Raw genomic sequence first — 22,952 nt, 5'->3', positions numbered from 1 at the left:
CGGCTCTCCCATGGCCTCAGGAGCGGCCCACGCGCCCGTACGGCTGCTCCGGCACCGTCCGCCGCCCGGCTCCGCCACCGGCCACCCGGCCAGGCAGCGCCGTCCAGTCCAGGCGCAGGATCGCCAGGTCGTCGGTGTGCCGCTCGGCGTTGAGGCCACGGACCCGGCCGATCAGCTGGTCGAGATGCTTGCCGGGGTCCCTTTCCCGCGTCTCGTCGAGGATCCGCAGCAGCCCGTCGACCCCTAGCCGGTCCCGGTCGTCGCCCCCGTACCCCTCGATCAGGCCGTCGGTGTACGCGATCAGCGCGCCGTCCGGCGGCAGCCGCAGCGTCGTCGACGGCCACTGCCCGAGCCCGGGCACGATGCCGAGGGCGATGCCGTGCGGGGCGGACACGATCTCGGCCCCGGTGGGCCCGATGAGCAGCGGCTCGTGGTGGCCCACCAGGTGCAGGGTGACCGTGGCCGCCGCCGGGTCCAGGGTGATGAGCGTGCAGGTGGTGAAGAGGTCGCTGCCGGTGCGCTCGGCCGTGTGGATCTGCTCCAGCAGATGCAGCAGCTGGTGGTCGCGGTGACCGCCGAGCGTCAGCGCCCGCCAGGCGATCCGCAGGCAGACGCCGAGGGCGGCGGCGTCCGGACCGTGCCCGCTGACATCGCCGATGATGGCGTGGACCCGTCCGTCGTCGGTCTGCACGACGTCCAGGAAGTCACCGCCGAGCAGTGCCTGTTCCCGCCCGGGGAAGTAGCGGCTCGTGGCGGTGACCGAGGCGGTGGACAGGATCGGCGTGGGCAGCAGCCCGCGCTCCAGACGCGCGTTCTCCTGCGCCCGCAGCCGTCCGACCTGGAGATCCGCGCTGGCCCGCTCGGCCTGCTTGCGCTGGACGGCGTAGCGGACGGCCCGTTGCAGCAGGTCCGGGTCGACCTTTCCCTTGACGAGGTAGTCCTGGGCGCCGGCGGCCAGCGCGTCCACGCCCGCGTGCGACTCGGCCAGGCCGGTGAGCACGATGACCGCGGCATGCGTGTCCGTCCGCTGTATCGCCTCGACCGTGTCGAGGCCGAGGGCGTCGGGCAGATGCAGGTCGAGCAGCACGCAGTCGTGGTGGCGTGCCACGAGTTCGACGCGTGCCTCGGCCAGCGTCCGGCACCGCACGAGGGTGTGCGGGAGCTCCGTGTCGTACAGCAGTTCCTCGACCAGCAGGGCGTCGCCGTCGTCGTCCTCGACCAGGACGATGCGGTACGGCGCTTCCTGCTCGACGGCTGTCTCTGTCACGGCTGTGCCTCTCGCGCGCCGTCCACCGTGGCGGAATGCTCAACGGGAAGGGTGAACACGACACGGGTACCGGCCGTGTGACCGGGGTCGATGCGGATGGTTCCGCCGTGGAACTCCACGACCTTCTTGCACATGGCCAGCCCGATGCCGGTGCCCGGATAGGCGTCCCGGGTGTGCAGCCGCTGGAAGAGGACGAAGACCTTCTCCTGGAAGCCCGGCTCGATACCGATGCCGTTGTCCGTCACGGCGAACTCCCGCAGGCCGTTCCCGTCGGTGCGGACACTGATCCGGATCTGTGGTGTCCGGTCGGGCCGGCGGAACTTGACGGAGTTCGACAGCAGGTTCTGCCAGAGCATGCCCAGTTGGGTCGCGTCGCCCACGACCTTGGGCAGCGGGTCGTGCGTGACCTCGGCGCCGCTCTCCTCGATCGCCACACTGAGATTGTCCAGCGCGCGGCCGACGACGGCCTCCAGGTCGACCTCCTCGTGGTCGTTGAGCACCCGCCCGACCCGGGAGAACGCGAGCAGGTCGTTGATCAGGACCTGCATGCGGTTGGCCCCGTCGACCGCGAACGCGATGTACTGGTCGGCCCGCTCGTCGAGCTGCCCGCCGTACCGCCGTTGCAGAAGCTGGGTGAAGCTGGAGACCTTGCGCAGCGGCTCCTGGAGGTCGTGGGAGGCGACGTAGGCGAACTGCTCCAGCTCGGCGTTGGAGCGCTGCAGGTCGGCGGCCTGTTCGTCGAGAAGCCGGCGGGAGGTCTCGCTGAACTCGAGCTCCTCCAGCAGGCGCCCGCGCATCGACTCCACGTCGGAGCCCAGCTGCCGCAGATCGGCGGGGCCGGTGATGGCGATGGGCAGCTCGAAACGGCCCTCGGCCACTTCCCGCGCCGTCTGCCCGAGCCGGCCGAGCGGGCTGGTGATGCCGCGCCGCAGCGCCTCGAAGGCGAGCGCGGCCACCAGCACGATGACCAGCGCGATCACCGTGAACGTCCAGTTGCGCAGATACGTGGCCCGCCGCAGCTCGCTGGAGGCGGCGGCCCGTTCCTCGCCCAGGCGCGTCTGCTGCGTGGTCAGCGCGTCGCGCAGGGTGTCGAAGCTGGCCTTGCCCTGCGTCACCCGGGCGGAGGCGATCGACACGGCGCGAGCGGGGGCCGCGCTCGCGATGGGCACGGCGACGTCGTTCTGCCACCGGTCGGACAGCCTCCGTACCGTCGCCAGCTCCGCACGGGCACGCGGGGAGTCCGAGAGCAGCGTCTCCAGTTGCCGCAGCGCCTCCCTCTCCTCGGTCACGCCCTGCGCGTAGGGCTGGAGGAAGTCCCGTTCGCCGGACAGGCCGTAGCCGCGCACGCCGGTCTCCTGGTTGACCAGCGCGGTCTCCAGCCGTACCGCGTACGTCAGTGCGGGCCCCCGCCGGTCCACGATCTGCTCGGTCAGCTGGGACGTGCGGGCCATCGCCCACACGCCGAGGGAGCCGAGCACGGCCAGCACCGCGAGGGTGACGGCGACGCTCACCCGCAGCCAACGGCGGGTGGTCCAGCCCGCTGTGACCTTGCGGGCGCCGGGCGGCTGCTCGTTCATCACGGCCTGCTGAACTCCTTCGCGTCTGACAGGGCCGCGTCGAGGCCCCCCTGCGGAAGGCACCTTACCCAGGTCGGACAACAGATGTTGTCGCGGCTGGTGAGGGCCCCTTAGGGTAGTGCCATGTCTGCCTCCCACTTCTCTCTGCCCCAGGCGGGAGGGGAGATGACCGATCTCGTCACCGAGGCGGTCGACGAACTCGCCCTGCGCTGTGCGCGGTACGCGCTGCCGGAGCAGGCCGGTCCGGACGACCGGACCGGCTCGGCACGCCACGAGGCCCTCGTCCAGCTGCTCGTGCTCGTTCAGGTGGAACGGGTGGCGCAGCAGTTGGCAGATCGTGCCGCCCGCGCCGCGGCGGCGGCCGGTGCGGGCTACCCCGAGATCGGCCGGGCCTCCGGCATGAGCCGGCAGGGAGCCCGGCGCCGCTGGCCGGGCCTGATCACCAGCGCCACCCCACGTCACACCCCTTCCGCTTCCCGGAGTTCATAGCCATGTCCGTCCCCGCCCCCATCCGCCCCTACGACGTGCTGCTGGTCGAGGACGACATCGCCGACGCGATGCTCATCCAGGACGCCCTGGCCGAACGCGGCGCCCGCAACCTCACCCAGGTCGCCGACGGCATCGAGGCGCTGGAGTATCTGCGCGATCCGGCGAACCAGCGCCCCGACCTGATCGTCCTCGACCTGAACATGCCCCGCATGAACGGCCGGGAGTTCCTGGCCGTCGTCAAGGAGGACCCGGACCTGCGCACCATTCCGGTGGTGGTGCTGACCACGTCCGCGGCCCCCGACGACGTCTCCGGCGCCTACCGCCACCACGCGAACGCCTATGTCACCAAGCCCGTCAACCTGGCGGAGTTCGAGGAGGCGGTCCGCAGCATCGACACGTTCTACCTGGACGTGGCGATGAAGCCGCCGCGGGCCTGACACCCCGCGCCGCAGGGGCCCGTCACCCCGAGTCGGAGGGGGTCGTGAAGATCCCTTTTCGGGCCGGAAAGATCTCCCTGCACGGCTCTGGGAACCTTTGCCGCGCCTCGTTACCCTCCGCCCATGATTTCCACGGTTGTGTGGGGTACGGGCAATGTCGGCCGCGCGGCCATCCGCGCCGTCGACGCCCATCCGTCGCTGGATCTGGTGGCCGTCCTGGTCGCCGATCCGGCCAAGGTCGGCCGGGACGCGGGTGAACTGAGCGACCTGGGCCGCCCATTGGGCGTGGCGGCGACCGACGACGTCGCCGCGGTGCTCGCGGCCGGTCCGCGCGCGGTCGTCTACGCGGCCTCCGGCGACGTCCGGCCCGACGAGGCCCTGCGGGACCTCGAACGGGCCGTGCGGGCCGGGGCGGTCGTCGTCACGCCGTCCGTCTACGGCATGTACGACCACCGGGGCGCCCCGCCCGAGATCAGGGAGCCACTGGTGCAGGCCGTCGCGGCCGGCGGGGGATCCCTGTTCGTCTCCGGCGTGGACCCGGGCTGGGCGAACGACCTCCTGCCCCTGCTGGTCACCGGCCTCGGCTCCCGCATCGACGCGGTCCGCTGCCAGGAGATCTTCGACTACTCCACGTACGACCAGGAGGACTCGGTACGGCATCTGGTCGGCATGGGGCACTCGATGGACTACCAGCCGCCGATGCTCTTCGAGGGCGTACCGACGATGGTGTGGGGCGGCCAGCTGCGGATGATGGCCCGGGGCCTGGGCGTCGAACTCGACGAGATCCGCGAGACGCTTCAGCGGCGCCCGCTCGAGGCCACCGTCACCACACCCACCATGGGCGAGTTCGCGGCCGGCACCCAGGGCGCCGTGCGCTTCGAGGTGCGGGGCCTCGTCGACGGGGAACCCCGCATCGTCGTCGAGCACGTCACCCGCATCCACGCCTCCTGCGCCCCGGACTGGCCGCAGCCCCCGGACGGCGGTGCCGGAGCACACCGGGTGGTCGTCGAGGGCCGCCCCCGCATCGAGGTCACCGTCGAGGCGAGCGACGAGGGCGGCAACCGGTCGGCGGGCGGCAACGCCACCGCGGCCGGCCGGCTGGTCAACGCCGTCGACTGGCTCACCAAGGCCAAGCCCGGCCTCTACGACGCGCTCGACGTCCCGCTGCGCCCCGCGGCCGGCCGACTGGGAAGGACCTGACCGATGACCCTGCGCATCGACATCCCCGACGGAGCGGACCCCATCCCCTACGTGTGGGGCGACATGGTTCCCGAGATCGGCATGGCGGCGTCGAACTTCTCGCTGGCCGTGTACGCCCACACCAGCCTGGGCCTGCGGGAGTTCGAGGCGGCGCGGCTGCGCATCGCACAGATCAACGGCTGCGTCTTCTGCCTGGACTGGCGTACCGAACGCGACGGGCGGAAGGTGGAGGACGGCTTCGCGGAGGCGGTCACCTCCTGGCGGACCACGGACGCCTTCGACGCGCGCACCCGCCTGGCCGCCGAGTACGCCGAGCGCTACGCCCTGGACCACCACGGCCTGGACGAGGAGTTCTGGGGCCGGATGACGGCCCACTACAGCCAGGCGGAGATCGTGGAGCTCAGTATGAGCATCGGATCCTGGCTGGCGTTCGGGCGGCTCAACCATGTGCTGGGGCTGGACGGCGTCTGTGTCCTGCCCCAGCGTTGAGGTGGGTCAGAGGTCGGTGGCGATGATCTCCTCGATGTTCCGTTCGGCGAGCGCCGTGATGGTGACGAAGGGGTTCACGCTGGCGTTGCCCGGGATCAGCGCCCCGTCGACCACGTAGAGGCCCGCATGGCCATGCAGGCGACCGTAGTTGTCGGTCGCCCTGTCCAGCACCGCACCTCCCAGCGGATGGTAGGTGAGGTGGTCGCCCCAGATCTTGTACACGCCGAAGAGGTCGGTGCGGTAGATCGTGCCCTCTTTCGCGTTGATCCGGTCGAATATCGACTTGGCCATGGTGATCGACGGCTGTTTCCAGGCCGTCTGCCAGTTGAGTTCGACTTTTCCGCTCGCCGCGTTCCAGGTGAACTCGGCGCGGTGCGGATTCTTGGTGATCGACAGGTAGAAGGAGGCGTACGTCTCGATTCCGGTGGGCAGTGGCGCGACTTCCGCGAAGGCTCCGCCGGCGGCCCAGTTGTCGATTCCCGCGGTGGGAATCGAGGACTGCAGGGCACCGGTGGGGTCCCACATGTGGTTGGCCCGGCCGCACATGACGTTGCCGTTCTCGCCCCAGCCCTTGCCGATCTCGCCGTTCAGGCCGGGCAGCGCGCCCTGGGCCTTGAGCCGGACCAGGAGCTTGCTGGTGCCGACGCTGCCGGCGGCGAAGAACACCCGGGCCGCGGTGACCGTTTTCATGGCCGTGACGCCGCCGCCGGTGTCGAGCTGCTCGATGCCGACGGTGTAGCCGCCCGAGGACGCGGGAGTGACGGACACCACTCTGTGCAGTGGGGAGATGGTGACCTTTCCGGTGGCCCGGGCCCGGGCGAGATAGGTCTGTTGGAGGCTCTTCTTGCCGTGGTTGTTGCCGTAGAGGATCTCACCGGCCAGCGCCGATTTCGGGGCCGTCCCGGCGGCTTCTCGCTTCATGTACTCCCAGTCGTAGACGTCCGGGACGAAGACGAAGGGGAAACCGGACCGCTGGGCGTGCTTCCGGCCCACCCGGGCGTACTGGTAGCACGCGGCGGTCTCGAACCACGCCGGGTCGATCGTGCCGACGCCGAGTTCGGCGTTGGCTCGCGGGTAGTAGACGTCGTACATCTCGTCGGCGTCGACGGACGGCAGGACGGCGCCGAAGTTCTCGCGCCTCGGCGTGACGGCCATGCCGCCGTTCACCAGTGATCCACCGCCGACTCCGCGTCCCTGATAGACCGTGATCCCGCCCATTTCCTCGGCGTCGAGAATTCCGGTGTGGCGAGGGACGTTCTTGTCGAGCGGAAAGCCCAGGAAGTTGCTGAGGGGTTGTTTGGTTCTGGTGCGCAGCCAGTACGAACGGTGGTCGGGACTGGTCGTGTTGGCGAAGATCTTTCCGTCGGGGCCGGGGGTGTCCCAGGCCATTCCCATTTCGACCATGTGCACATCGACGCCTGCCTGGGCGAGCCGGAGGGCGGCGACCGAGCCGCCGTATCCCGTGCCGACCACCAGGACCGGGATCCGGGCACCCGGTTCGATCAGGGCGGCGTTCTGCCGCGGTGCCGCCAGGGCGGGCGAGTGGTGGCCACCGAGCACAATGGCGCCCGAAATGAAACCTGTTCCAGCAATGAGTCGGCGGCGGGAGATTCCGCTTGGTGGGGGTCTGTTCTGGAGGTCAGCGCTCATACGGCACTCCTCGATTTCGAGTGAATCGAAACGGGTTCTACTGCCGTTGGCATACGAAGTCACGACATACCTCTTGGTAACTTTTCGCGCGCCGCCGCCCAACGCCTCTTCTCTCCTCGCGTCTTGACGGAAGGCTGGTCCGTACCTATGGTCACGGCCAGTGCGCGCGTTCAGTCACACACCCTTCGTTCATATACGAGAACGGACCCCCCATGACAGACGCCCCCGTTCGTCCCCGCCGCAAGTCCCGTCGTCCGCTCCTCGCCGTGACCACCGCCGCGGCCGCCGCCCTGGTGGCCACCCTGGTCGCCGGGCCCGGCGCACCCAGCGCCGACGCCGCCCCCGCCACCTTCGTCCACCCCGGCGTGACCGTCTCCAAGGGCCAGCTTGACTTCACCCGCGGCAAGGTCAACGCCGGTGCCCAGCCCTGGAAGAACGCCTTCGACCGGATGATGGCGAGCAAGTACGCGGACCTGAACCGCGCACCCAAGCCCCGCGCGGTCGTCGAGTGCGGCTCCTACTCCAACCCCAACTACGGCTGCACCGACGAGCGCGAGGACGCGATCGCCGCGTACACCCACGCGCTCGCCTGGTACATCACGCGCGACGACAGGCACGCCCGTAAGGCCATCGAGCTGATGGACGCCTGGTCCGCGGTGATCCGCGACCACACCAACAGCAACGCCCCGCTGCAGACGGGCTGGGCGGGCTCCTCCTGGCCGAAGGCCGCCGAAATCATCAAGTACACGTACACCGGCGGCTGGGCGAACTCCGGCCGCTTCGCCACCATGCTCCGCGACGTCTACCTCCCCGAGATCATCAACGGCTCCAACTCCAACGGCAACTGGGAGCTGTCGATGATGGAGGCCGCGATCGGCATCTCCGTCTTCCTGGAGGACAAGGCCTCGTACGACAAGGCCATGGCGAAGTTCCGCACCCGCACCGCCGCCTTCGTCTACCTGGAGTCCGACGGTGCCCTGCCGAAGACGGTCCCGAGCCAGAACCTCAACACCCGCGACAAGATCGTCAACTACTGGCAGGGCCAGGGCACGTTCGTCACCGGTCTCACCCAGGAGACGTGCCGCGACCTCACCCACACCGGCTACGGCATATCAGCCATCTCCCACGTCGCCGAGACCAGCCGCATCCAGGGCCAGGACCTCTACGGCACCGACGTCGGCGAACGGCTGCGGCACGCGCTCGGCTTCCAGGCCAAGTACGAGATGGGCGAGGGCGTCCCGAGCTGGCTGTGCGGCGGTTCGCTGCACCTCGGGCTCGGCCCGATCACCGAGGTCGGCTACAACGCCCTGCACAACCGGCTCGGCCACGCCATGACCAACACGCAGGCGCTGACCGAGCGCAACCGTCCGTCCGGCAGCAACAACCTCTTCGTCGCCTGGGAGACGCTCACGCACGGCGACAACCCCAGCTGACGCGCGGGGGAGCCCAGGGGGGCGGACGGGCCGGGGGGCTCGTCCGCCTCCTCGTGTGTGTCAGGAGACGCGGTGCACGCGCTGGGTCGTCAGCTCGTAGCGTGCGCCCACGACGGCGAGCTGACCGGACGTCACCTTGGCGGCCAGGTCGGGTTCGGCGGCGAGACGGGACCGGACGAGCCGTATCTGGGCGTCTATGGTCGCGTCGACGCGGGCGTCGCCCGCCTGGGTGTGGTCGATCGCCGGGCTGATCTGGTCGGCCAGGTACTGGATGTGGGCCGGCAGCGGCTCACCGGACTCCTCCGCCTCGACGGCGGCCCGCACTGCCCCGCACGACTGGTGGCCGAGGACCACGACCAGCGGCACGGCCAGTTCGAGCACCCCGTAGGCGACGCTCCCGAGCACGGCCTCGTCGAGGACCTCACCAGCGCTGCGCACCGTGAGCAGGTCGCCGAGCCCCTGGTCGAAGACCAGCTCCGGCGGCACACGGGAGTCGACGCAGCCGAGGACGACCGCGAACGGATACTGACCCGACGTCAGGGACTGTCGTACGGCCGGTGACTCGTTCGGATGCCGCTCGCGGTACGTGCGCCAGCGGTGGTTGCCCGCCTCCAGTGCGCGCAGGGCCTCCGCGGGAGTGCCGGGGCGGGGGCGCGGGGCTGCGGTGACGGCGGACGCGGGGGAGGCGTCGAGGGCGAGGCCGGCACCGAGCGCCGCGGCGCCGGTCAGAGCGGCGCGCAGGAGGGTACGGCGGTGCGGGGTCGCCGTGGGGGACGAGGCCGGCTGACGGCCGGTGCCTCTGGGAGGGGCGTCATCGAGGTTCACGGCCTCGAACGTATGCCCGATGCCATGGTGAGGGGTTCACGCTACGAATTCATGGTGCGGCCTGGTGAATTCATGGCCAGAGCTTGATGCGTGCTTGGCGCGGCCGAGGGGCGCACTTGGCTCTCCGGCGCTGCCGCACTTGATCCCTCTTTCGTGTCGTCACCGTTCCGCGTGCGTGCGTACGGCCCGCCAACGACCCTGCGACACCTGAAAATTGTGCGGGTCGGGCGCCGGTCGGCCGGTGCCGCGACACCCGCGCGATCACAGGAGACACGGATGGACTACTACGACCTCGGCACCCACACCCGTACGGTGACGACCACGTCCCCCGAAGCCCAGGTGTGGTTCGACCGCGGCCTCGTCTGGACGTACGCCTTCCACCACGAGGAGGCCGTCTCCTGCTTCGAGGCCGCCGCGGCCGCCGACCCCGACTGCGCCATGGCGTACTGGGGCATCGCCTACGCCCTCGGCCCCAACTACAACAAGCCCTGGGACGCCTTCGACGAGCGGGAACTGGTCCGCACCGTCGACCGCGCCCACGCCGCCGTGGAACGCGCCCACGAGAAGGCGGCCGGCGCCGCCCCCGTCGAACGCGCCCTGATCGAGGCCCTGCGCTCGCGCTACCCGCAACCGGAGGCCGTCGAGGACTGCTCGGTGTGGAACGAGCCCTACGCCGAGCGCATGCGCGCCGTCCACGCACTCGCCCCCGGTGACCTCGACCTCGCCACCCTGTACGCCGACGCCCTGATGAACCTCACGCCCTGGCAGCTGTGGGACATCCGCACCGGAGAGCCGGCGGAGGGCGCCCGCACCCTTGAGGCCAAGGACGTCCTCGACCGCGCGCTCGCGACCGACGACGGGGCACGGCACCCCGGAGTGCTGCACATGTACATCCACCTGATGGAGATGTCCGCCACCCCCGAGGCGGCCCTGACCGTCGCCGACCGGCTGCGCGGTCTGGTGCCCGACGCCGGACACCTCCAGCACATGCCCTCGCACCTGGACGTGCTGTGCGGCGACTACCGGCGCGTGGTCTCCGGCAACAGCGAGGCGATCGCCGCCGACGGGAAATTCCTCGCCCGGTCCGGCGCGATGAACTTCTACACCCTGTACCGCTCGCACAACTACCACTTCAAGATCTACGGCGCGATGTTCCTCGGCCAGTACCGGACCGCCCTGACGACCGCGGCCGAGCTGGAGGAGACCATCACGGAGGAGCTGCTGCGGGTGCAGAGCCCGCCCATGGCCGACTGGCTCGAGGGCTTCCTCGCCATGCGGGTCCACGTGCTGATCCGCTTCGGACGCTGGGCGGACATCCTGGAACTGCCGTTCCCCGAGGACGCGCGGCTGTACTGCGTGACCACCGCGATGCTCCACTACGCCCGCGGCGTCGCCCTCTCCGCGACCGGCCGGATCGAGGAGGCCGAGGCCGAACGCCGCCTGTTCCGCGAGGCCCTCGCCCGGGTCCCGCGGTCCCGCACCCTGTTCAACAACACCTGCGCCGACATCCTCGCCATCGCCTCGGAGATGCTGGACGGCGAACTGGAGTACCGCAAGGGCGACCACACCGCGGCCTTCGCCGCGCTGGAACGGTCGATCGCGCTCGACGACGGCCTGCCCTACGACGAGCCCTGGGGCTGGATGCAGCCCACCCGGCACGCCTACGGCGCCCTGCTGCTCGAACAGGGCCGGGTCGCCGAGGCCGAGGCGGTCTACCGTGCCGACCTCGGACTCGACGGGACCCTGCCCCGGCCCCAGCAGCACCCGGGCAACGTGTGGTCCCTGCGCGGCTTCCACGAGTGCCTGACGCGGCTGGGCAAGCCGGCCGAGGCGGCGATCGTGGCACAGCAACTGAAGATCGCCGCCGCCCTGGCGGACGTACCGATCGCGTCGTCCTGCTTCTGCCGCGCGGAGCCGACGGCCGGTCCGGAAGGCTGCCGCGGCCCGCAGCGGTGACCCACCCGGCTGCCGCGAGAAGGGGCGGGGTGGTGCGGGCGGGGGAGGTGCTGGAGGTGTGACGTCCAGCACCTCGCAACCCCTGTTCAGCTGATCGCCACCGTGCGGCCAGCGTGGGTGAGCAGCGTACGGCCTGACCAGACGCAGCTCACCACACCTGGAGCAGGCATGAGCGCAGGAGAAGAGCAGAACCCGGTACACAGACGCGCGTTGCTGCGCGCCGCGGTCGCGGTGCCGGCGGCCGGCGCGGCAGGCATGGCCCTCGCCGGGCCCGCGGCCGCGCACGCGCAGGCTTCCGAGGGGGCGCGCGGCGGCCGGTTCGACGAGGAGAGCCCGCGCTTCGCGCTGGCCGTGCTGCCGGACACGCAGTATCTCTTCGACGCCGACAGCGCCGACCCGACGCCGCTGCGGGAGACCTTCCGCTACCTCGCCGCCGAGCGTGCCTCGGCCAACATCGCCTTCATGACGCACCTCGGTGACGTCACCGAGCACGGCACCGAGGACGAGATCGAACTCGCCGCCGACACCTTCCGCACCCTGCACGGCAAGGTGCCCTACAGCGTGCTCGCCGGCAACCACGACATCCGCTCCTCGACGGACGACCAGCGCGGCGACTCGGCCTACCTCGCCGCGTTCGGCCCCGCGCGCTACGCGTCCATGCCCACGTACGGGGGCGCCTCGCCCGACGGCTACAACACGTACCACGTGCTGCGCGCCGGGGGCCGCGAGTGGCTCGTCCTCGCCCTGGACTGGCGGGTGTCGGACAAGGGACTGCGCTGGGCGCAGGAGGTGCTGGACAAGCACCCGACCCTGCCCGCCGTCCTGACCACGCACGACATCGCCTGGGCGGACGACGAGGGCGGGGCGACGCTGTCGGGCAACGGCGACCGCCTGTGGAACGGCCTGATCAAGGGCAACGACCAGATCTTCCTCGCGCTGGGCGGCCACTACTGGCCCCCGGGGCGCACGGTCCTGGTCAACGACTGCGACAACGATGTCCACGTGCACATCACCAACTACCAGGACCGCTACTACGGCGGCGCCGGGATGATCCGCACCTACGGGTTCGACCTCGTGCGGGGCGTCATCGACGTGGAGACGTTCTCGCCCTGGTTCCTGGCCCGGGACCCGGAGAAGCGGTCGCCGCTGGAGGCCGAGACGATCGAACTCACCGGTGACGTCGACCGGTTCAGCCTGACCATCGACTTCGACAAGCGCTTCGCGGGCTTCGCCCCGGTCACCCCGCCCGCTCCGCGTCCGCCGTCCGCGGTGATGCCGCGCGGCACCCTCGCCTACTGGCGCTTCGACGCCTCCGGCACCCGGGCACCGGGAGCGCCCGGCACGCCGGTCGCGGACGGTGTCGTCGTGCGGGACCTGTCCGGCCACGGCAACGACCTGACCGTCAGCCGGCTGCACTCCAGCGGACCCGACGCGCTCACCTGGTCCGAGGACCACCACCCCGGCCAGCCCGCCCGCGCCAGCCTCCGGTTCGACGGCGGCAAGAGCCCCGACCGCGGCGCGATCCTGACCACCGCCGCACAGGCGCCCCTGAACGCCGAGAAGTTCATGCGGGGCTACACCATCGAGACCTTCGTCCGGCTGCCCGAACCCTTCGAGGGCGACCACAGCTGGATGGGCATCCTCAGCTGGCAGGGCCGCAGCGGCGACGCGGGCAAGACCACCGGATGGTCCCCGCTGGAGCCCACGTGCAGCCTCAACGTGTCGCCGGAGCGGTTCCTCCAGTTCGTGGTCTACCCCCACCGCCAGGACGCCGACCCGACGTCGTGGAGCCACGCGGTGCCCGTCGGCCGCTGGATGCACATCGCCGTGGTCAACGACGGCCGCCGCACGGTGCTGTACGTGGACGGCTCGAGGATCGCCCGCAACCCGACCCAGCCGTCCACCGGCATCGCCACTCTCGGCAAGCCCTTCGTCCTCGGCGCCACGTCCTTCGACGAGCGCTTCGGGCAGGGCTTCTACGGCTGGATGGGCGACACCCGGATCGTCGGCCGGCCGCTGTCCCGCGAGGAGTTCCTCGCCCCCGTCGACTAGTCGGCCGGGCTCTTCACCGGCTCACCCGTCCGCCGGGCGTCCCGGTGACCTGAGGCCGAGCACATCGGGCATGGCCCGGGTCGCCGGGCTGGGGTTGAAGCGGCTCCAGGCCAGATACTCCACCCGGCGTGGGCCGTCGGTCACCGGCGCCGGTTCCGGATCGGCGGCGGCCGGCGGACGGACGTGCCCGCCGAGTACCGGGCCGTCGCGCTCGCCGGCGTCGCCCAGGTGCGCGCCTGCCAGGCACACGGGGGCGCGGACCGGACGTATCCGAGCCCGCCGGCCGTGCTCGAACCCGGTGTCCGCACCGGACGCCACCGGCGCGGCACCGACACCCTGCTCACCGCCGCCGGCCGCTCGTGGGTCAGCGCCGAGGACCTTGCCGTGGCCGTGGCCGTGGCCGACGAACTCGAAGCCCCCGGAGCCGAGCGGCATCTCACCGTCGTCCACCAGGACGGCTCGGGCGGCGTCCCGTGAGGACTCCGGCCGGGGGTCCCCGGCGCACGCCGATGCGGCCCGGCACCTGTGGGTGCCGGGCCCGCGACGGTGGCAATCTCAGTGGAGCTTCTTGACGGCCTTCACCGTCGTCGCCTTGAAGTCGGCGACCTGGGCGTGCTGGAAGTTGCCCATCTGCGCCCACTTGACGACCGTCACGGTCCTGCCGTCCCGGCCGACCGAGAACAGCGCGATGTCGGAGGCGCCCCAGGAGTGGGCGGTGTCGAGGCCGTAGACATGGGCGCCCTCCTCGACGTTCAGCCGGCCGTAGTACTTCTTGGCCGCCGTCATGTCGGGGTCCTGCTCCATCAGCTTCTTGGCGCAGCCGGCGAGATCCTTGCGCAGCAGCGCGGCGAACTCCTTCGCCCGCCGCTCGTTCCGCTCCACCACGGTGACCTGCAGGGCGTTGGTGTCGAACTCCGTCCAGTACGTGCGGTGCGAGGCGGTCGACGGCAGGGCGTCGCCGACGCAGATCGGCAGGGGGTCCGGCTGACCGGCGGTGACGCGCCCGGCGTACCAGGGCGAGGTCGGGTGCGGCGGCAGCTCGCCCGGGGCCAGGAAGCGGGGTGAGCCCTGGGCTGCCGGGCCGGCGGAGGCCGGGACGGCGGTGAGGGCGACAGCGGCACCGGCCGCGAGGGCGGCGATGCCGAGTCGGGTGCGGAGTCGGGCGCGGACGGTCATGTTTCCCCCAATGTGTCGTGCGCTTTCCCGTCGTTACGTCTCCTACGACTCGCCTCGCCGACAGTTCGTTGCCCTGGGTTCGTGCCACAACTTCGTCCCATATGTCACCAAGACGTAACAGGGCCATGATCACCCCTTTGTGTCGAGTGTCCGGAGACCGGCCTGCGCGCCGCCCCCGGTCACCCTCGTCCTCGCCACGAGCCCCGCGCCGGCCCCCAGCGGTGAGCGGTGGCCCCGGCCCGCCTCGACGGTCGCCCCGCCCACGACCGGGCCGAGCGGCACCGGCGTTCAGTGCCGCCGTCGCGTACGCCCCGCCGAACGTCGGAGCGTGCGGCGGGGCGTACCCCGACCGCGTGACCGGCGTCGATCCCACGGTGGACGACAACGCGCCCTGCACCACCAGCAGCGGCAGCGCGGCCGCGGCACCGCCGGCGGTGACGGCGAGCACGGCCCAGCCGGCGGCCAGGCCCCCCGCCGGGCAGCGGCAGCCGCACCAGGCGCCCGACACGGCGACCGAATCGCTCCCCGAGCTCGCTCGACCGACCGAGAAACAGGGAGGGTTCCGCCGGGTGACCGGCGGAACCCTCTGTGTGTCGTGCCGTTCAGCGTGTCCGCCGGGTGCTCACGCGGTGTGCAGCCTCAGCCCGTAGCGGTTGAGGATCTCGTTGACCGGCTGGAACCAGGTCTCCCCGCCGCCGGAGCAGTTGCCCCAGCCGCCCGAGGTGACGCCCTGCGCCTGGTCGCCGCTGATGAACGAGCCGCCGGAGTCGCCGGGTTCGGCGCAGACGCTGGTCTTCGTCATCTGGTGCACCGCGCCCTGGCTGTAGTTGACGGTCTCGTTCCTGGCCAGCACGGTGCCGCAGTGCCAGCGCGTGGTGGAGCCGGAGCGGCAGACCGAGGTGCCGACGGGCGCCTCGGCCGAGCCGCGCACGAGCTGGTCCGGTACCGTGCCCCAACCGAGGACGACCGGGACGGTCCACCAGCCGCTGCCGACGCTGACCCAGGCGTAGTCGTCGCCGGGGAACGACGAGCCCTGGAACGTACCGACGTGCGTGCCGTCCCAGCCCCGGACCGCGGCGCCGCCGCCACCGCAGTGCCCGGCGGTGACGAACCCGCCGTGCACCGAGAAGCCGATCGAGCAGCGGACGTTGCCGGTGTAGTACGGGTCGCCGCCGACCGTCCCGGCCGCGAACGTGCTGGGCGCGGCGGGCACCGTCTCCACGGTGACCGGACCGGCCGCGCGGGCGCGGGCGACGAACCTGCGGACATCGTTGTCGGATCGCCGGCTGTCGACGACGTTGACGACGACCGTGTTGGCCACCGGGTCGGCATGCCAACTGCTCACGCCCCGGGGCGCGTCGATCCGGTCGAGCCGTGCCACGGCCGTGTCGAGCTCGCGGGCGCTGTGCTCGACGGTGCGCACGGCCGCGCCGGTGGAGCGGACGGCCCGTACGGTCGCGGCCGGGGCGTCGGCGGTGACGGCCACGGTCAGCCGGTCACTGCCGGCGTCGAACCACGAACCGCCGTACGCCGCCCCTGCGGCCCGGCGGGCGGCGGGCGCGATGTCGCGCGCCTCGGTCTCGGCCGCCAGCCGCGTCTCGGCCTCGGGCCTGGTCAGTCCGAAGTCCCGCTGCATCGCCTCGACGAGTCCCGCGGAGGCCTGTGGTGCGTCGGCCGTGGGTGAGGAGTCGCTCGCCGCGGCCGGGAGGGTTCCTGCGGCGGTCCAGGTGCCCAGCATGAGCAGGGCGGCCAGACCGGCACGCATGAGTCGCTTGCGTCTCAAGGGAGTAGCCCTTCGTCGTTCCAGCAAGGTGGGGTGGAACAACCGCAATTGAGAGCGCTCTCACAGGGTTGGGGCAGAGCTTAGCCAGGCATGCCAGTCAGGTCCATGCCAATGCAGGCCCCTCTTGGGAGGGACCTGCTGGGGCATGGACCTTCAGTGGAATGGCGTGTATTGGCTGAACCGGCCTCGGCTCAACTCCACAGGGGGTACTCGACCACCTTCGGGAACCCCTCCGGGCTGCCCTCCATGTAGGTCAGGCTGATCTTGCCGTACTGCCGCACGTCCGGGTTCTTCTTCCACGGCTTGGGATCCTCCAGCCGCACCTCCACGGCGTAGGACCGGAACCGGCCCGCCGCGCAGTACGGCTTGCAGTCGTTGACCCAGTTGGTCCCCCGGGCCATCGCCGCCTCCCCGTCCCACCGCAGCCACTTCAGGGAGGCGAGACGGCTGTTGCCGTCACCGCAGGCCAGCATGAAGTCGTCGGGGCGTACCGCGGTGCGCCAGAAACAGTCGACCAGCACCGGCTCCTTCACCTGCTGCTCCGTGGTCCCGCTCGGCGGCGCGCCGGAGGCGGTGCCCAGGGTAGCCGCGAGTGCCGCCGTCATACAGAGCGTGACGGCCGCCCTCGTGCTGTGCCACTTCATGTCTGCTCCCGCCGTCGTGCTGCGTCCGTGCGCGTCGATCGAGTCGGCTGGTTCCGACGCTACGACCGTGTGGAGGAACGCACCACTCGAACGGGCCAGGAGAGACGGCGCACCCCCGCCCCTCTACGCCGCCCTCCGCCCGCATGAGACCTTGGAGGCGTACGGACGGCGACGCCGGCCGGCAGCGGGTGGAGGGGACCTGTGGGAGCGACATCGGTCGAGTGGCGGCACCGTCGGCAGACATGGGCCGCCAGGGGTGCCCTGGCGGCGGTGGCCGTCGCGCTCCTGCTGCCGCTTGCACAGGGCGGCGTGGGAGGCGTGATCCTGCTCGTCGTGGGGCTCGCGGGCCTCAGCCTCACCTGCGCCGCGCTGTGGTGGACCCTGTCCCGGCGTGGCCCCGTACGGGTCGGCGCCGCCCTGCTGGCCCTCGCCACCCCCGTCGGCGTGGTCGTGCTCTTCGCCCGGGCGAACCTGCTGTGGGTGGTGACCGTCTCGGGGCTCCTGTGGTGGGCGGCCGTGTGGTGCGGCCGGTACGCGCTGCGCAGCACGGGCCTGCGCCAGGGGCGGCTCAAGGAGTACCGCACCCCGCCCCCGCGACGCCCGTTCCTGCTGCTCAACCCGCGCTCGGGCGGTGGCAAGGTCGAGAAGTTCGCGCTGCGGGAGAAGGCCGAGAGCCTCGGTGCGCAGGTGGTGCTGCTGGACCCCGAGCGCCATCAGGACGTCGCCGCGCTCGCGCGGCAGGGCGTGGCCGACGGCGCCGACCTGCTGGGCGTCGCCGGCGGCGACGGGACCCAGGCGCTGGTCGCGGCGGTGGCCGCCGAGCACGGACTGCCGTTCCTCGTGATCTCGGCCGGCACCCGCAACCACTTCGCGATGGACCTCGGCCTGGACCGCGACGACCCCGCCGCCTGTCTCGACGCGCTGACGGACGGTGTCGAGCTCCGCGTCGACCTGTGCTTCGCGGGCGACCGCCCGTTCGTCAACAACGCCTCCTTCGGGGTCTACGGCGCGGTCGTGCAGAGCCCCGGCTACCGCGACGACAAGGTCGGTACGGCACTGGAACTGCTGCCCGACCTGCTCACCCGGCAGCGCGGCCCGCGCCTGACCGCCCGCGCAGACGGCAGGACGTTCACCGATCCGCAGGCCGTGCTGGTGAGCAACAACCCGTACCGCATCGACGACCCGCTCGGCTTCGGCCGGCGTCAGCGGCTGAACTCCGGCAGGCTCGGCGTGCTGTCCGTGAAGGTCGACAGCGCCCTGGAGGCGGCGGAGCTGCTGCTCGACCCGCAGGGGTTCGGGGCGCACACGGCCCAAGAGGTGATCATCGAGGCCGACGAGCCGCAGCTGGAGGTCGGCCTCGACGGTGAGGCCACGACCCTCACCACTCCCGTGCGGTGCCGCATCGAACGCCGTGCCCTGCGCGTGCGCGTCCCGCGCCGGCGGCCGGGCGTGCCCGACCTGCCGCCCCGCCTGGACTGGCGCCGGCTGCGCAAACTGGCCGCGGCGGTGGGACGCACGGCCGTCCCCGCGCGCTCCGGCCGGACGGGCGGCCCGCACCATGACGAGGCCGGGCAGCGGGACGATACGGCGGCCTGAGCACACAGGTCCCGGACGATGGCATCCGTCACATCCGCTTCACGCTGAGCAGTGCGCCTGGTAGACGTGGCTGGGCCAGGACGTTCCCCCCGTGAAAGCACCGCCCCCATGGATGACAGCTCCAGCCGCGACCACGTGCCCTTCAGCATCGACCTCACGCGGGAGGAAGCCCGCCGGCGGGCCGAGGTGCTGGCGGCCCTCGGGCCCGATTGGGACCCCGTGGCCGTGCTGCGGTCGGAGGAGGCGGCCCACGCCCTGCTCTACTCGGGCCTCGACGCGGAGCAGGAGCGGACCTACGCCATGCTGGTCGCGGCCGGTGTGCTGCCGGGACGGGACGCGGGCGATGCGACTTCCCATTGATCCGCAGGCCGACCGGGCCCGCCGGGCCTGGGTGCCGTGCCCCGGCTGCGACGACGCCCGCGACTGCGTGACCTGCGCCGCCCGGCGCAACTGCCCCACGCACTGGCGCTACCTCATCGGCAACGAGGGCGCCCGCGTCCACCTCCAGTGCCCCGGCTGCACCCACACCTGGACCCTCGACACCCGACCGGGCCGCCGAGGCCTGACCCACTGAGGCAGGCCCCCGCCTGCAGGCTGGTCACAGGACGACGGGCAGCGACGCCTTGCCGTGGAAGACGAAGGTGGGCAGCAGGGGCAGTTCCGCGCTAGGGGTGGCGAGTCTCAGCTGAGGAAACCGTTCGAACAGCGCGGACAGTGCCGTGACGGCCAGCAGCCGGCCCAGGGGTTCCGCGATGCAGCGGTGCACGCCGTACCCGAACGCCAGGTGCGTCCTGTCCTCGCGGCCGGCGTCGAAGACGGCCGCTGTGGGGCCGTTGACCTGCGGATCACGCCCTCCGGCACCGAAGCCCATGATGATGGCCTCCCCCTGCTTGATCACGACGCCCTCACCCAGGTCGATGTCCGCCACGGCGTAGCGGAGCGGCATGTGCTGGACGGGGGCGTCCGCGCGCAGCGTCTCTTCCACCACTGCGGCCCAGGACGTGTCTCCGCCCGTGACGGACGAGAGCTGCCCGGGGTGGGTCAGAAGAGCGTGCACGGCGTTGGTGATCAAGCCGGTCGACGAGGGCACACCACCGGCGACGGTGACGGCCAGGGCGAGCACCCGCTCCTCGTCCGTGAGGCCGGACGAGAGGAGGGTGCTGATCAGGCTCAGGTCCGGTGAGCCCGGTCGCAGGAGGGAGCGGAGGAACTCGAGCGTGCTGTGGGTGACCGCGGCCGGGTCCCCGTCGGGGGAAGGCACGGTGAAGGCGTGGATGACCGCCTTGGTCTCCTCCCTCTGGCTCCGGTCCACACCGAACAGGTCACATATGGTCTCGCCGGCGAGGACGTGGGCGTATTCGGCCCGTACGTCGACCACCTCACCGGAGCCCGAGGTGCCCAGCGAGTCGAGAAGAACCGGCACCCTCTCGCGCAGAGCGATCCCCAGGTCCCGCACATGTGCCGTGGAGAAGGCGCCCTGCATGGCGGTGCGCAGCCTCGTGTGGTCGGCCCCGTAGGCGTTGAGGACGGTCGGCGAGACGAGGAACTGGTGCAGTGGCCAGGTGGTCGGCACCGAGGGCAAGGCGGGCCAGTGCCGTTGCGCGTCACGTGAGACCCGCTCGTCCTTCGTCAGGCGGCGCAGCACGTCGTACCGGGTGACCGACCACGCCCTGACACCGTCGAGCAGGTCGACGGGCACCGCCGGCCCCGCCGTCCGAAGGCGGGCGTTGATCTCGTGCAGACGATGGCCCGGTTGGTCGAAACAGGCTATGGCGGGATCAATGCTCATGGAATGCCCCTTCGCACAACACGGAAGTGGATAGCCTAACAATTCCTATTTGTCCGAAGTTGACTCAGCAGATCCGAGGCAACTGCTCGCCCAGCGGCAGGTCCACCACCCGCGTCCCTCCCAGCCCCGTGCGGGCCACGACCATGCCCGGGTGGTCCGCGACGACCTCGCCGATGACCGCCGCCTCGGCGCCCCGCTCGTGCGCCCGCATCGCGGCGAGCACCGCGTCGGCGTGCTCGCGGGGCACGAAGCAGACGAGCTTGCCCTCGTTCGCCACGTACATCGGGTCCAGGCCGAGCATCGCGCAGGCGCTCGCCACCGGGGGTGGCACCGGCACGGCGCGCTCCTGGACGACGACCCCGGCCCCCGAGGCCGCGGCGATCTCGTTGAGGGAGGCGGCCAGGCCCCCGCGGGTGGGGTCGCGCAGGACATGCAGGTCGGGCGTCACCGCGAGCATCGCCTCGACGAGCCCGCCGAGCGGCGCGCAGTCGCTCTCGATCTCGACCTCGAACCGCAGGTTCTCCCGCTCGCTCATGATGGCCACGCCGTGCAGGCCGACGGCGCCGCTGACGATCACGACGTCCCCGGGGACCACCCGCTCCGGGCGCAGATCGACACCGTCCGGGATCAGCCCGATGCCGGAGGTGTTGATGTAGACGCCGTCGCCGTGCCCGGCCTCGACGACCTTGGTGTCTCCGGTCACGACCCGCACCCCGGCCGCCTTCGCGGCCGCCCCGAGCGCCTCGGCCACCCTGGCGACGGTGTCGATCTCGACACCCTCCTCCAGGATGAGCCCGCACGACAGGACGGCCGGGCGGGCGCCGCTCATGGCGAGGTCGTTCACCGTGCCGTTGACGGCCAGGTCGCCGATGCTCCCGCCGGGGAAGAACAGCGGCCGTACGACGAAGGAGTCGGTGGAGAAGGCCAGCCGCGCACCGCCCAGCTCGACTGTCGCGGAGTCGGTCAGCGGGGCAGGCTCGGGCCCGCCCAGCGCGGGCACGACGACCTGCTCGATCAGCTCGGCGGACAGGGCGCCGCCACCGCCGTGGCCCATCACCACCCGGGGCCGGTCCCGCAGGGGTGCCGGGCAGGTCCAGGAGAGCATGTCCGGCGCTGCCGTGGTCTCAGACAAGGGAGGTGTCCTCCTGGCTCGGGGCCGTCACGGTCGCGGCGCGGTCCGGCAGTTCCAGCCGCCGGTACAGGTAGTACGCCGCACAGGCGCCCTCGCTGGACACCATCGTCGCCCCCAGCGGCGTACGCGGCGTGCACGTCGTGCCGAAGGCCTCGCACTCGTGCGGCTTCAGCAGCCCCTGCAGCACCTCACCGCTGCGGCACTCGGCCGGCTCCAGCGTCATGATGTCGCCGACCTGGAAGCGGTGCTCGGCGTCGTAGTCCCGGTAGCGGTCGGACAGCCGCCAGCCGCTGTCGGGGATGGTCCCGATGCCGCGCCAGGCCCGGTCGGTGACCTCGAAGACGTCGTCCAGCATCGCCCGCGCCGCCGGGTTGCCCTCCGGCCGTACCGCGCGCGGATAGGCGTTGTCGACAGTGTGCTCGCCGCGCTCCAGCTGCCGCACGGTCCGCCGGACGCCCTCCAGGATGTCCAGCGGCTCGAACCCGGTCACCACGATCGGCACCCGGAACCGCTCGGCGAGCTCCGGATACTCCTCGACGCCCATCACGCTGCACACATGGCCCGCCGCGAGGAAGCCCTGCACCCTGCAGTCCGGGGACTGCATGATCGCCTCGATGGCCGGCGGGACCCGGACGTGGCTGACGAGCATGCTGAAGTTTCGGATGCCGTGCTTGCGGGCCTGATGGACCGTCATCGCGTTGGGCGGGGCCGTCGTCTCGAAACCGATGCCGAAGAAGACGACCTGCCGGCCCGGGTTCTCCTCGGCGATCCGCAGCGCGTCGAGCGGCGAGTACACCACGCGCACGTCACCGCCCTCCCCGCGCACCTGGAACAGGTCACGCCCCGTCCCCGGAACGCGCAGCATGTCGCCGAAGGAACAGAAGATCACCCCCGGCCGCGAGGCGATCTCCAGCGCCTTGTCGATCACCTCGAGCGGCGTCACACACACCGGACAGCCCGGCCCGTGGATCAACTCCACCTCATCGGGCAGCAGCTGGTCGATGCCGTGCCGGATGATGGTGTGCGTCTGGCCGCCGCACACCTCCATCAGCGCCCACGGCCGGGTCACCGTGGCCCTGATGTCGTCGAGCAGCCGCGCCGCCAGCTCCGGGTCCTGGAACTCGTCGATGTACTTCACGGCCGCACCTCCCCGGCCTCGGTCCGCGCGGCCCCTTCGGCCTGCTCCCACGGGTCGCCGAACTCCTCCTGGAGCATGCCGAGGTTCTCGAACAGCTCCAGCGTGCGGCGGGCGGACTCCTCGTCCAGCCGCTGCAGGGCGAACCCGACGTGCACGATGGCGTACTCACCGACCTGAAGATCCGGCAGATACTCCAGGCACACCTCCTTGACCACGCCGCCGAAGTCGACGGTGGCCATGCGGGTGCCGTCCCGCTCCTCCACACCCAGCACTCTGCCGGGTACCGCCAGGCACATATGTGTCTCCTTTGACTCCTCGT

At 71.5% G+C, this 22,952-nt stretch carries 21 protein-coding genes and 2 pseudogenes; 11 read left to right on the top strand and 12 right to left on the bottom strand.

Features of this window, described 5'->3' with window-relative positions; all coding sequences use genetic code 11:
* Positions 1 to 16: 16 nt before the first annotated feature.
* The gene (locus tag ACFV6X_RS17235) at positions 17 to 1,267 is read right to left on the bottom strand and encodes a PP2C family protein-serine/threonine phosphatase (RefSeq protein ID WP_385383948.1); all 1,251 of its coding nucleotides are present in this window, start codon (positions 1,265 to 1,267) and stop codon (positions 17 to 19) included.
* The gene (locus ACFV6X_RS17230; protein ID WP_385383945.1) at positions 1,264 to 2,844 is read right to left on the bottom strand and encodes an ATP-binding protein; all 1,581 of its coding nucleotides are present in this window, start codon (positions 2,842 to 2,844) and stop codon (positions 1,264 to 1,266) included. Before ACFV6X_RS17230 ends, ACFV6X_RS17235 begins: the two co-directional genes overlap by 4 nt.
* A 123-nt stretch (positions 2,845 to 2,967) precedes the next feature.
* Between ACFV6X_RS17230 and ACFV6X_RS17225 the strand changes: the two genes are divergently transcribed.
* The 4 genes from ACFV6X_RS17225 to ACFV6X_RS17210 all read left to right on the top strand — a co-directional run bounded on the left by ACFV6X_RS17225 (position 2,968) and on the right by ACFV6X_RS17210 (position 5,459).
* The gene (locus ACFV6X_RS17225; RefSeq protein ID WP_385383942.1) at positions 2,968 to 3,333 is read left to right on the top strand and encodes a hypothetical protein; all 366 of its coding nucleotides are present in this window, start codon (positions 2,968 to 2,970) and stop codon (positions 3,331 to 3,333) included.
* 2 nt (positions 3,334 to 3,335) lie between these two features.
* Positions 3,336 to 3,770, top strand: a complete 435-nt coding sequence (locus ACFV6X_RS17220) for a response regulator (RefSeq protein ID WP_365450767.1) — start codon at positions 3,336 to 3,338, stop codon at positions 3,768 to 3,770.
* Between the two features lie 123 nt (positions 3,771 to 3,893).
* Positions 3,894 to 4,970: a dihydrodipicolinate reductase gene (locus tag ACFV6X_RS17215; protein WP_385383939.1), complete on the top strand. Its 1,077-nt coding sequence runs from the start codon at positions 3,894 to 3,896 to the stop codon at positions 4,968 to 4,970.
* 3 nt (positions 4,971 to 4,973) lie between these two features.
* On the top strand, positions 4,974 to 5,459 hold the full coding sequence (locus ACFV6X_RS17210; RefSeq protein WP_385383936.1) for a carboxymuconolactone decarboxylase family protein: 486 nt from the start codon (positions 4,974 to 4,976) through the stop codon (positions 5,457 to 5,459).
* A gap of 6 nt (positions 5,460 to 5,465) precedes the next feature.
* On the opposite strand, the gene ACFV6X_RS17205 is transcribed toward ACFV6X_RS17210, so the two are convergent.
* A complete protein-coding gene (locus tag ACFV6X_RS17205; RefSeq protein ID WP_385383933.1) occupies positions 5,466 to 7,109 on the bottom strand; it encodes a GMC oxidoreductase in 1,644 nt (547 codons plus the stop codon).
* Positions 7,110 to 7,321: 212 nt separating this feature from the next.
* On the opposite strand from ACFV6X_RS17205, the gene ACFV6X_RS17200 reads away from it, so the two are divergent.
* Positions 7,322 to 8,542, top strand: a complete 1,221-nt coding sequence (locus tag ACFV6X_RS17200; protein ID WP_385383930.1) for an alginate lyase family protein — start codon at positions 7,322 to 7,324, stop codon at positions 8,540 to 8,542.
* 60 nt (positions 8,543 to 8,602) lie between these two features.
* Here ACFV6X_RS17200 and ACFV6X_RS17195 read toward each other — a convergent pair whose 3' ends face one another.
* Complete coding sequence (locus ACFV6X_RS17195) at positions 8,603 to 9,367, bottom strand: carbonic anhydrase (protein ID WP_385383927.1); 765 nt, start codon at positions 9,365 to 9,367, stop codon at positions 8,603 to 8,605.
* A gap of 276 nt (positions 9,368 to 9,643) precedes the next feature.
* Between ACFV6X_RS17195 and ACFV6X_RS17190 the strand changes: the two genes are divergently transcribed.
* Together ACFV6X_RS17190 and ACFV6X_RS17185 are read left to right on the top strand one after the other, a co-directional pair.
* Complete coding sequence (locus ACFV6X_RS17190) at positions 9,644 to 11,323, top strand: tetratricopeptide repeat protein (protein WP_385383924.1); 1,680 nt, start codon at positions 9,644 to 9,646, stop codon at positions 11,321 to 11,323.
* 168 nt (positions 11,324 to 11,491) lie between these two features.
* A complete protein-coding gene (locus ACFV6X_RS17185; protein WP_385383921.1) occupies positions 11,492 to 13,375 on the top strand; it encodes a LamG-like jellyroll fold domain-containing protein in 1,884 nt (627 codons plus the stop codon).
* A 21-nt stretch (positions 13,376 to 13,396) separates the two neighbouring features.
* Here the strand turns inward: ACFV6X_RS17185 and ACFV6X_RS17180 are convergent.
* Positions 13,397 to 13,558, bottom strand: a pseudogene (locus tag ACFV6X_RS17180) (LysR family transcriptional regulator); the annotation flags it as partial.
* Between ACFV6X_RS17180 and ACFV6X_RS17175 the strand changes: the two are divergent.
* Positions 13,559 to 13,852 (top strand): annotated as a pseudogene (locus tag ACFV6X_RS17175) (hypothetical protein); the annotation flags it as partial.
* Positions 13,853 to 13,930: 78 nt separating this feature from the next.
* Here ACFV6X_RS17175 and ACFV6X_RS17170 read toward each other — a convergent pair.
* The 3 genes from ACFV6X_RS17170 to ACFV6X_RS17160 form a co-directional block, all read right to left on the bottom strand.
* The gene (locus ACFV6X_RS17170) at positions 13,931 to 14,551 is read right to left on the bottom strand and encodes a hypothetical protein (protein WP_385383918.1); all 621 of its coding nucleotides are present in this window, start codon (positions 14,549 to 14,551) and stop codon (positions 13,931 to 13,933) included.
* A 622-nt stretch (positions 14,552 to 15,173) separates the two neighbouring features.
* Positions 15,174 to 16,334 (bottom strand): S1 family peptidase, encoded by a 1,161-nt coding sequence (locus tag ACFV6X_RS17165; protein WP_385383915.1) that lies wholly within the window; start codon positions 16,332 to 16,334, stop codon positions 15,174 to 15,176.
* Positions 16,335 to 16,525: 191 nt separating this feature from the next.
* Complete coding sequence (locus ACFV6X_RS17160) at positions 16,526 to 16,978, bottom strand: hypothetical protein (protein ID WP_385383912.1); 453 nt, start codon at positions 16,976 to 16,978, stop codon at positions 16,526 to 16,528.
* A gap of 201 nt (positions 16,979 to 17,179) precedes the next feature.
* On the opposite strand from ACFV6X_RS17160, the gene ACFV6X_RS17155 reads away from it, so the two are divergent.
* The 3 genes from ACFV6X_RS17155 (at position 17,180) to ACFV6X_RS17145 (ending at position 19,148) form a co-directional block, all read left to right on the top strand.
* Positions 17,180 to 18,574, top strand: coding sequence for a diacylglycerol/lipid kinase family protein (locus ACFV6X_RS17155; protein ID WP_385383910.1), 1,395 nt, complete (start codon positions 17,180 to 17,182; stop codon positions 18,572 to 18,574).
* Between the two features lie 108 nt (positions 18,575 to 18,682).
* Positions 18,683 to 18,934: a DUF6400 family protein gene (locus ACFV6X_RS17150; protein WP_385383907.1), complete on the top strand. Its 252-nt coding sequence runs from the start codon at positions 18,683 to 18,685 to the stop codon at positions 18,932 to 18,934.
* Complete coding sequence (locus ACFV6X_RS17145) at positions 18,918 to 19,148, top strand: hypothetical protein (RefSeq protein WP_365450747.1); 231 nt, start codon at positions 18,918 to 18,920, stop codon at positions 19,146 to 19,148. The genes ACFV6X_RS17150 and ACFV6X_RS17145 overlap by 17 nt, the downstream gene beginning before the upstream one ends.
* A 24-nt stretch (positions 19,149 to 19,172) precedes the next feature.
* Here the strand turns inward: ACFV6X_RS17145 and ACFV6X_RS17140 are convergent, their stop codons facing one another.
* The 4 genes from ACFV6X_RS17140 to ACFV6X_RS17125 form a co-directional block, all read right to left on the bottom strand.
* Positions 19,173 to 20,363 carry a cytochrome P450 gene (locus ACFV6X_RS17140; protein WP_385383904.1) on the bottom strand — a complete coding sequence of 397 codons (1,191 nt, stop codon included), beginning with the start codon at positions 20,361 to 20,363 and terminating at the stop codon, positions 19,173 to 19,175.
* 64 nt (positions 20,364 to 20,427) lie between these two features.
* The gene (hypE, locus tag ACFV6X_RS17135; protein WP_385383901.1) at positions 20,428 to 21,495 is read right to left on the bottom strand and encodes a hydrogenase expression/formation protein HypE; all 1,068 of its coding nucleotides are present in this window, start codon (positions 21,493 to 21,495) and stop codon (positions 20,428 to 20,430) included.
* Positions 21,488 to 22,633, bottom strand: coding sequence for a hydrogenase formation protein HypD (gene hypD, locus ACFV6X_RS17130; protein ID WP_385383899.1), 1,146 nt, complete (start codon positions 22,631 to 22,633; stop codon positions 21,488 to 21,490). Before hypD ends, hypE begins: the two co-directional genes overlap by 8 nt.
* A complete protein-coding gene (locus ACFV6X_RS17125; RefSeq protein ID WP_385383896.1) occupies positions 22,630 to 22,929 on the bottom strand; it encodes a HypC/HybG/HupF family hydrogenase formation chaperone in 300 nt (99 codons plus the stop codon). The genes hypD and ACFV6X_RS17125 overlap by 4 nt, the downstream gene beginning before the upstream one ends.
* Between the last annotated feature and the right edge of the window lie 23 nt (positions 22,930 to 22,952).

The organism is Streptomyces sp. NPDC059861 (genome assembly GCF_042731435.1).
Lineage (GTDB): Bacteria > Actinomycetota > Actinomycetes > Streptomycetales > Streptomycetaceae > Streptomyces.
This window is presented reverse-complemented; position numbering and strand designations above follow the sequence as displayed.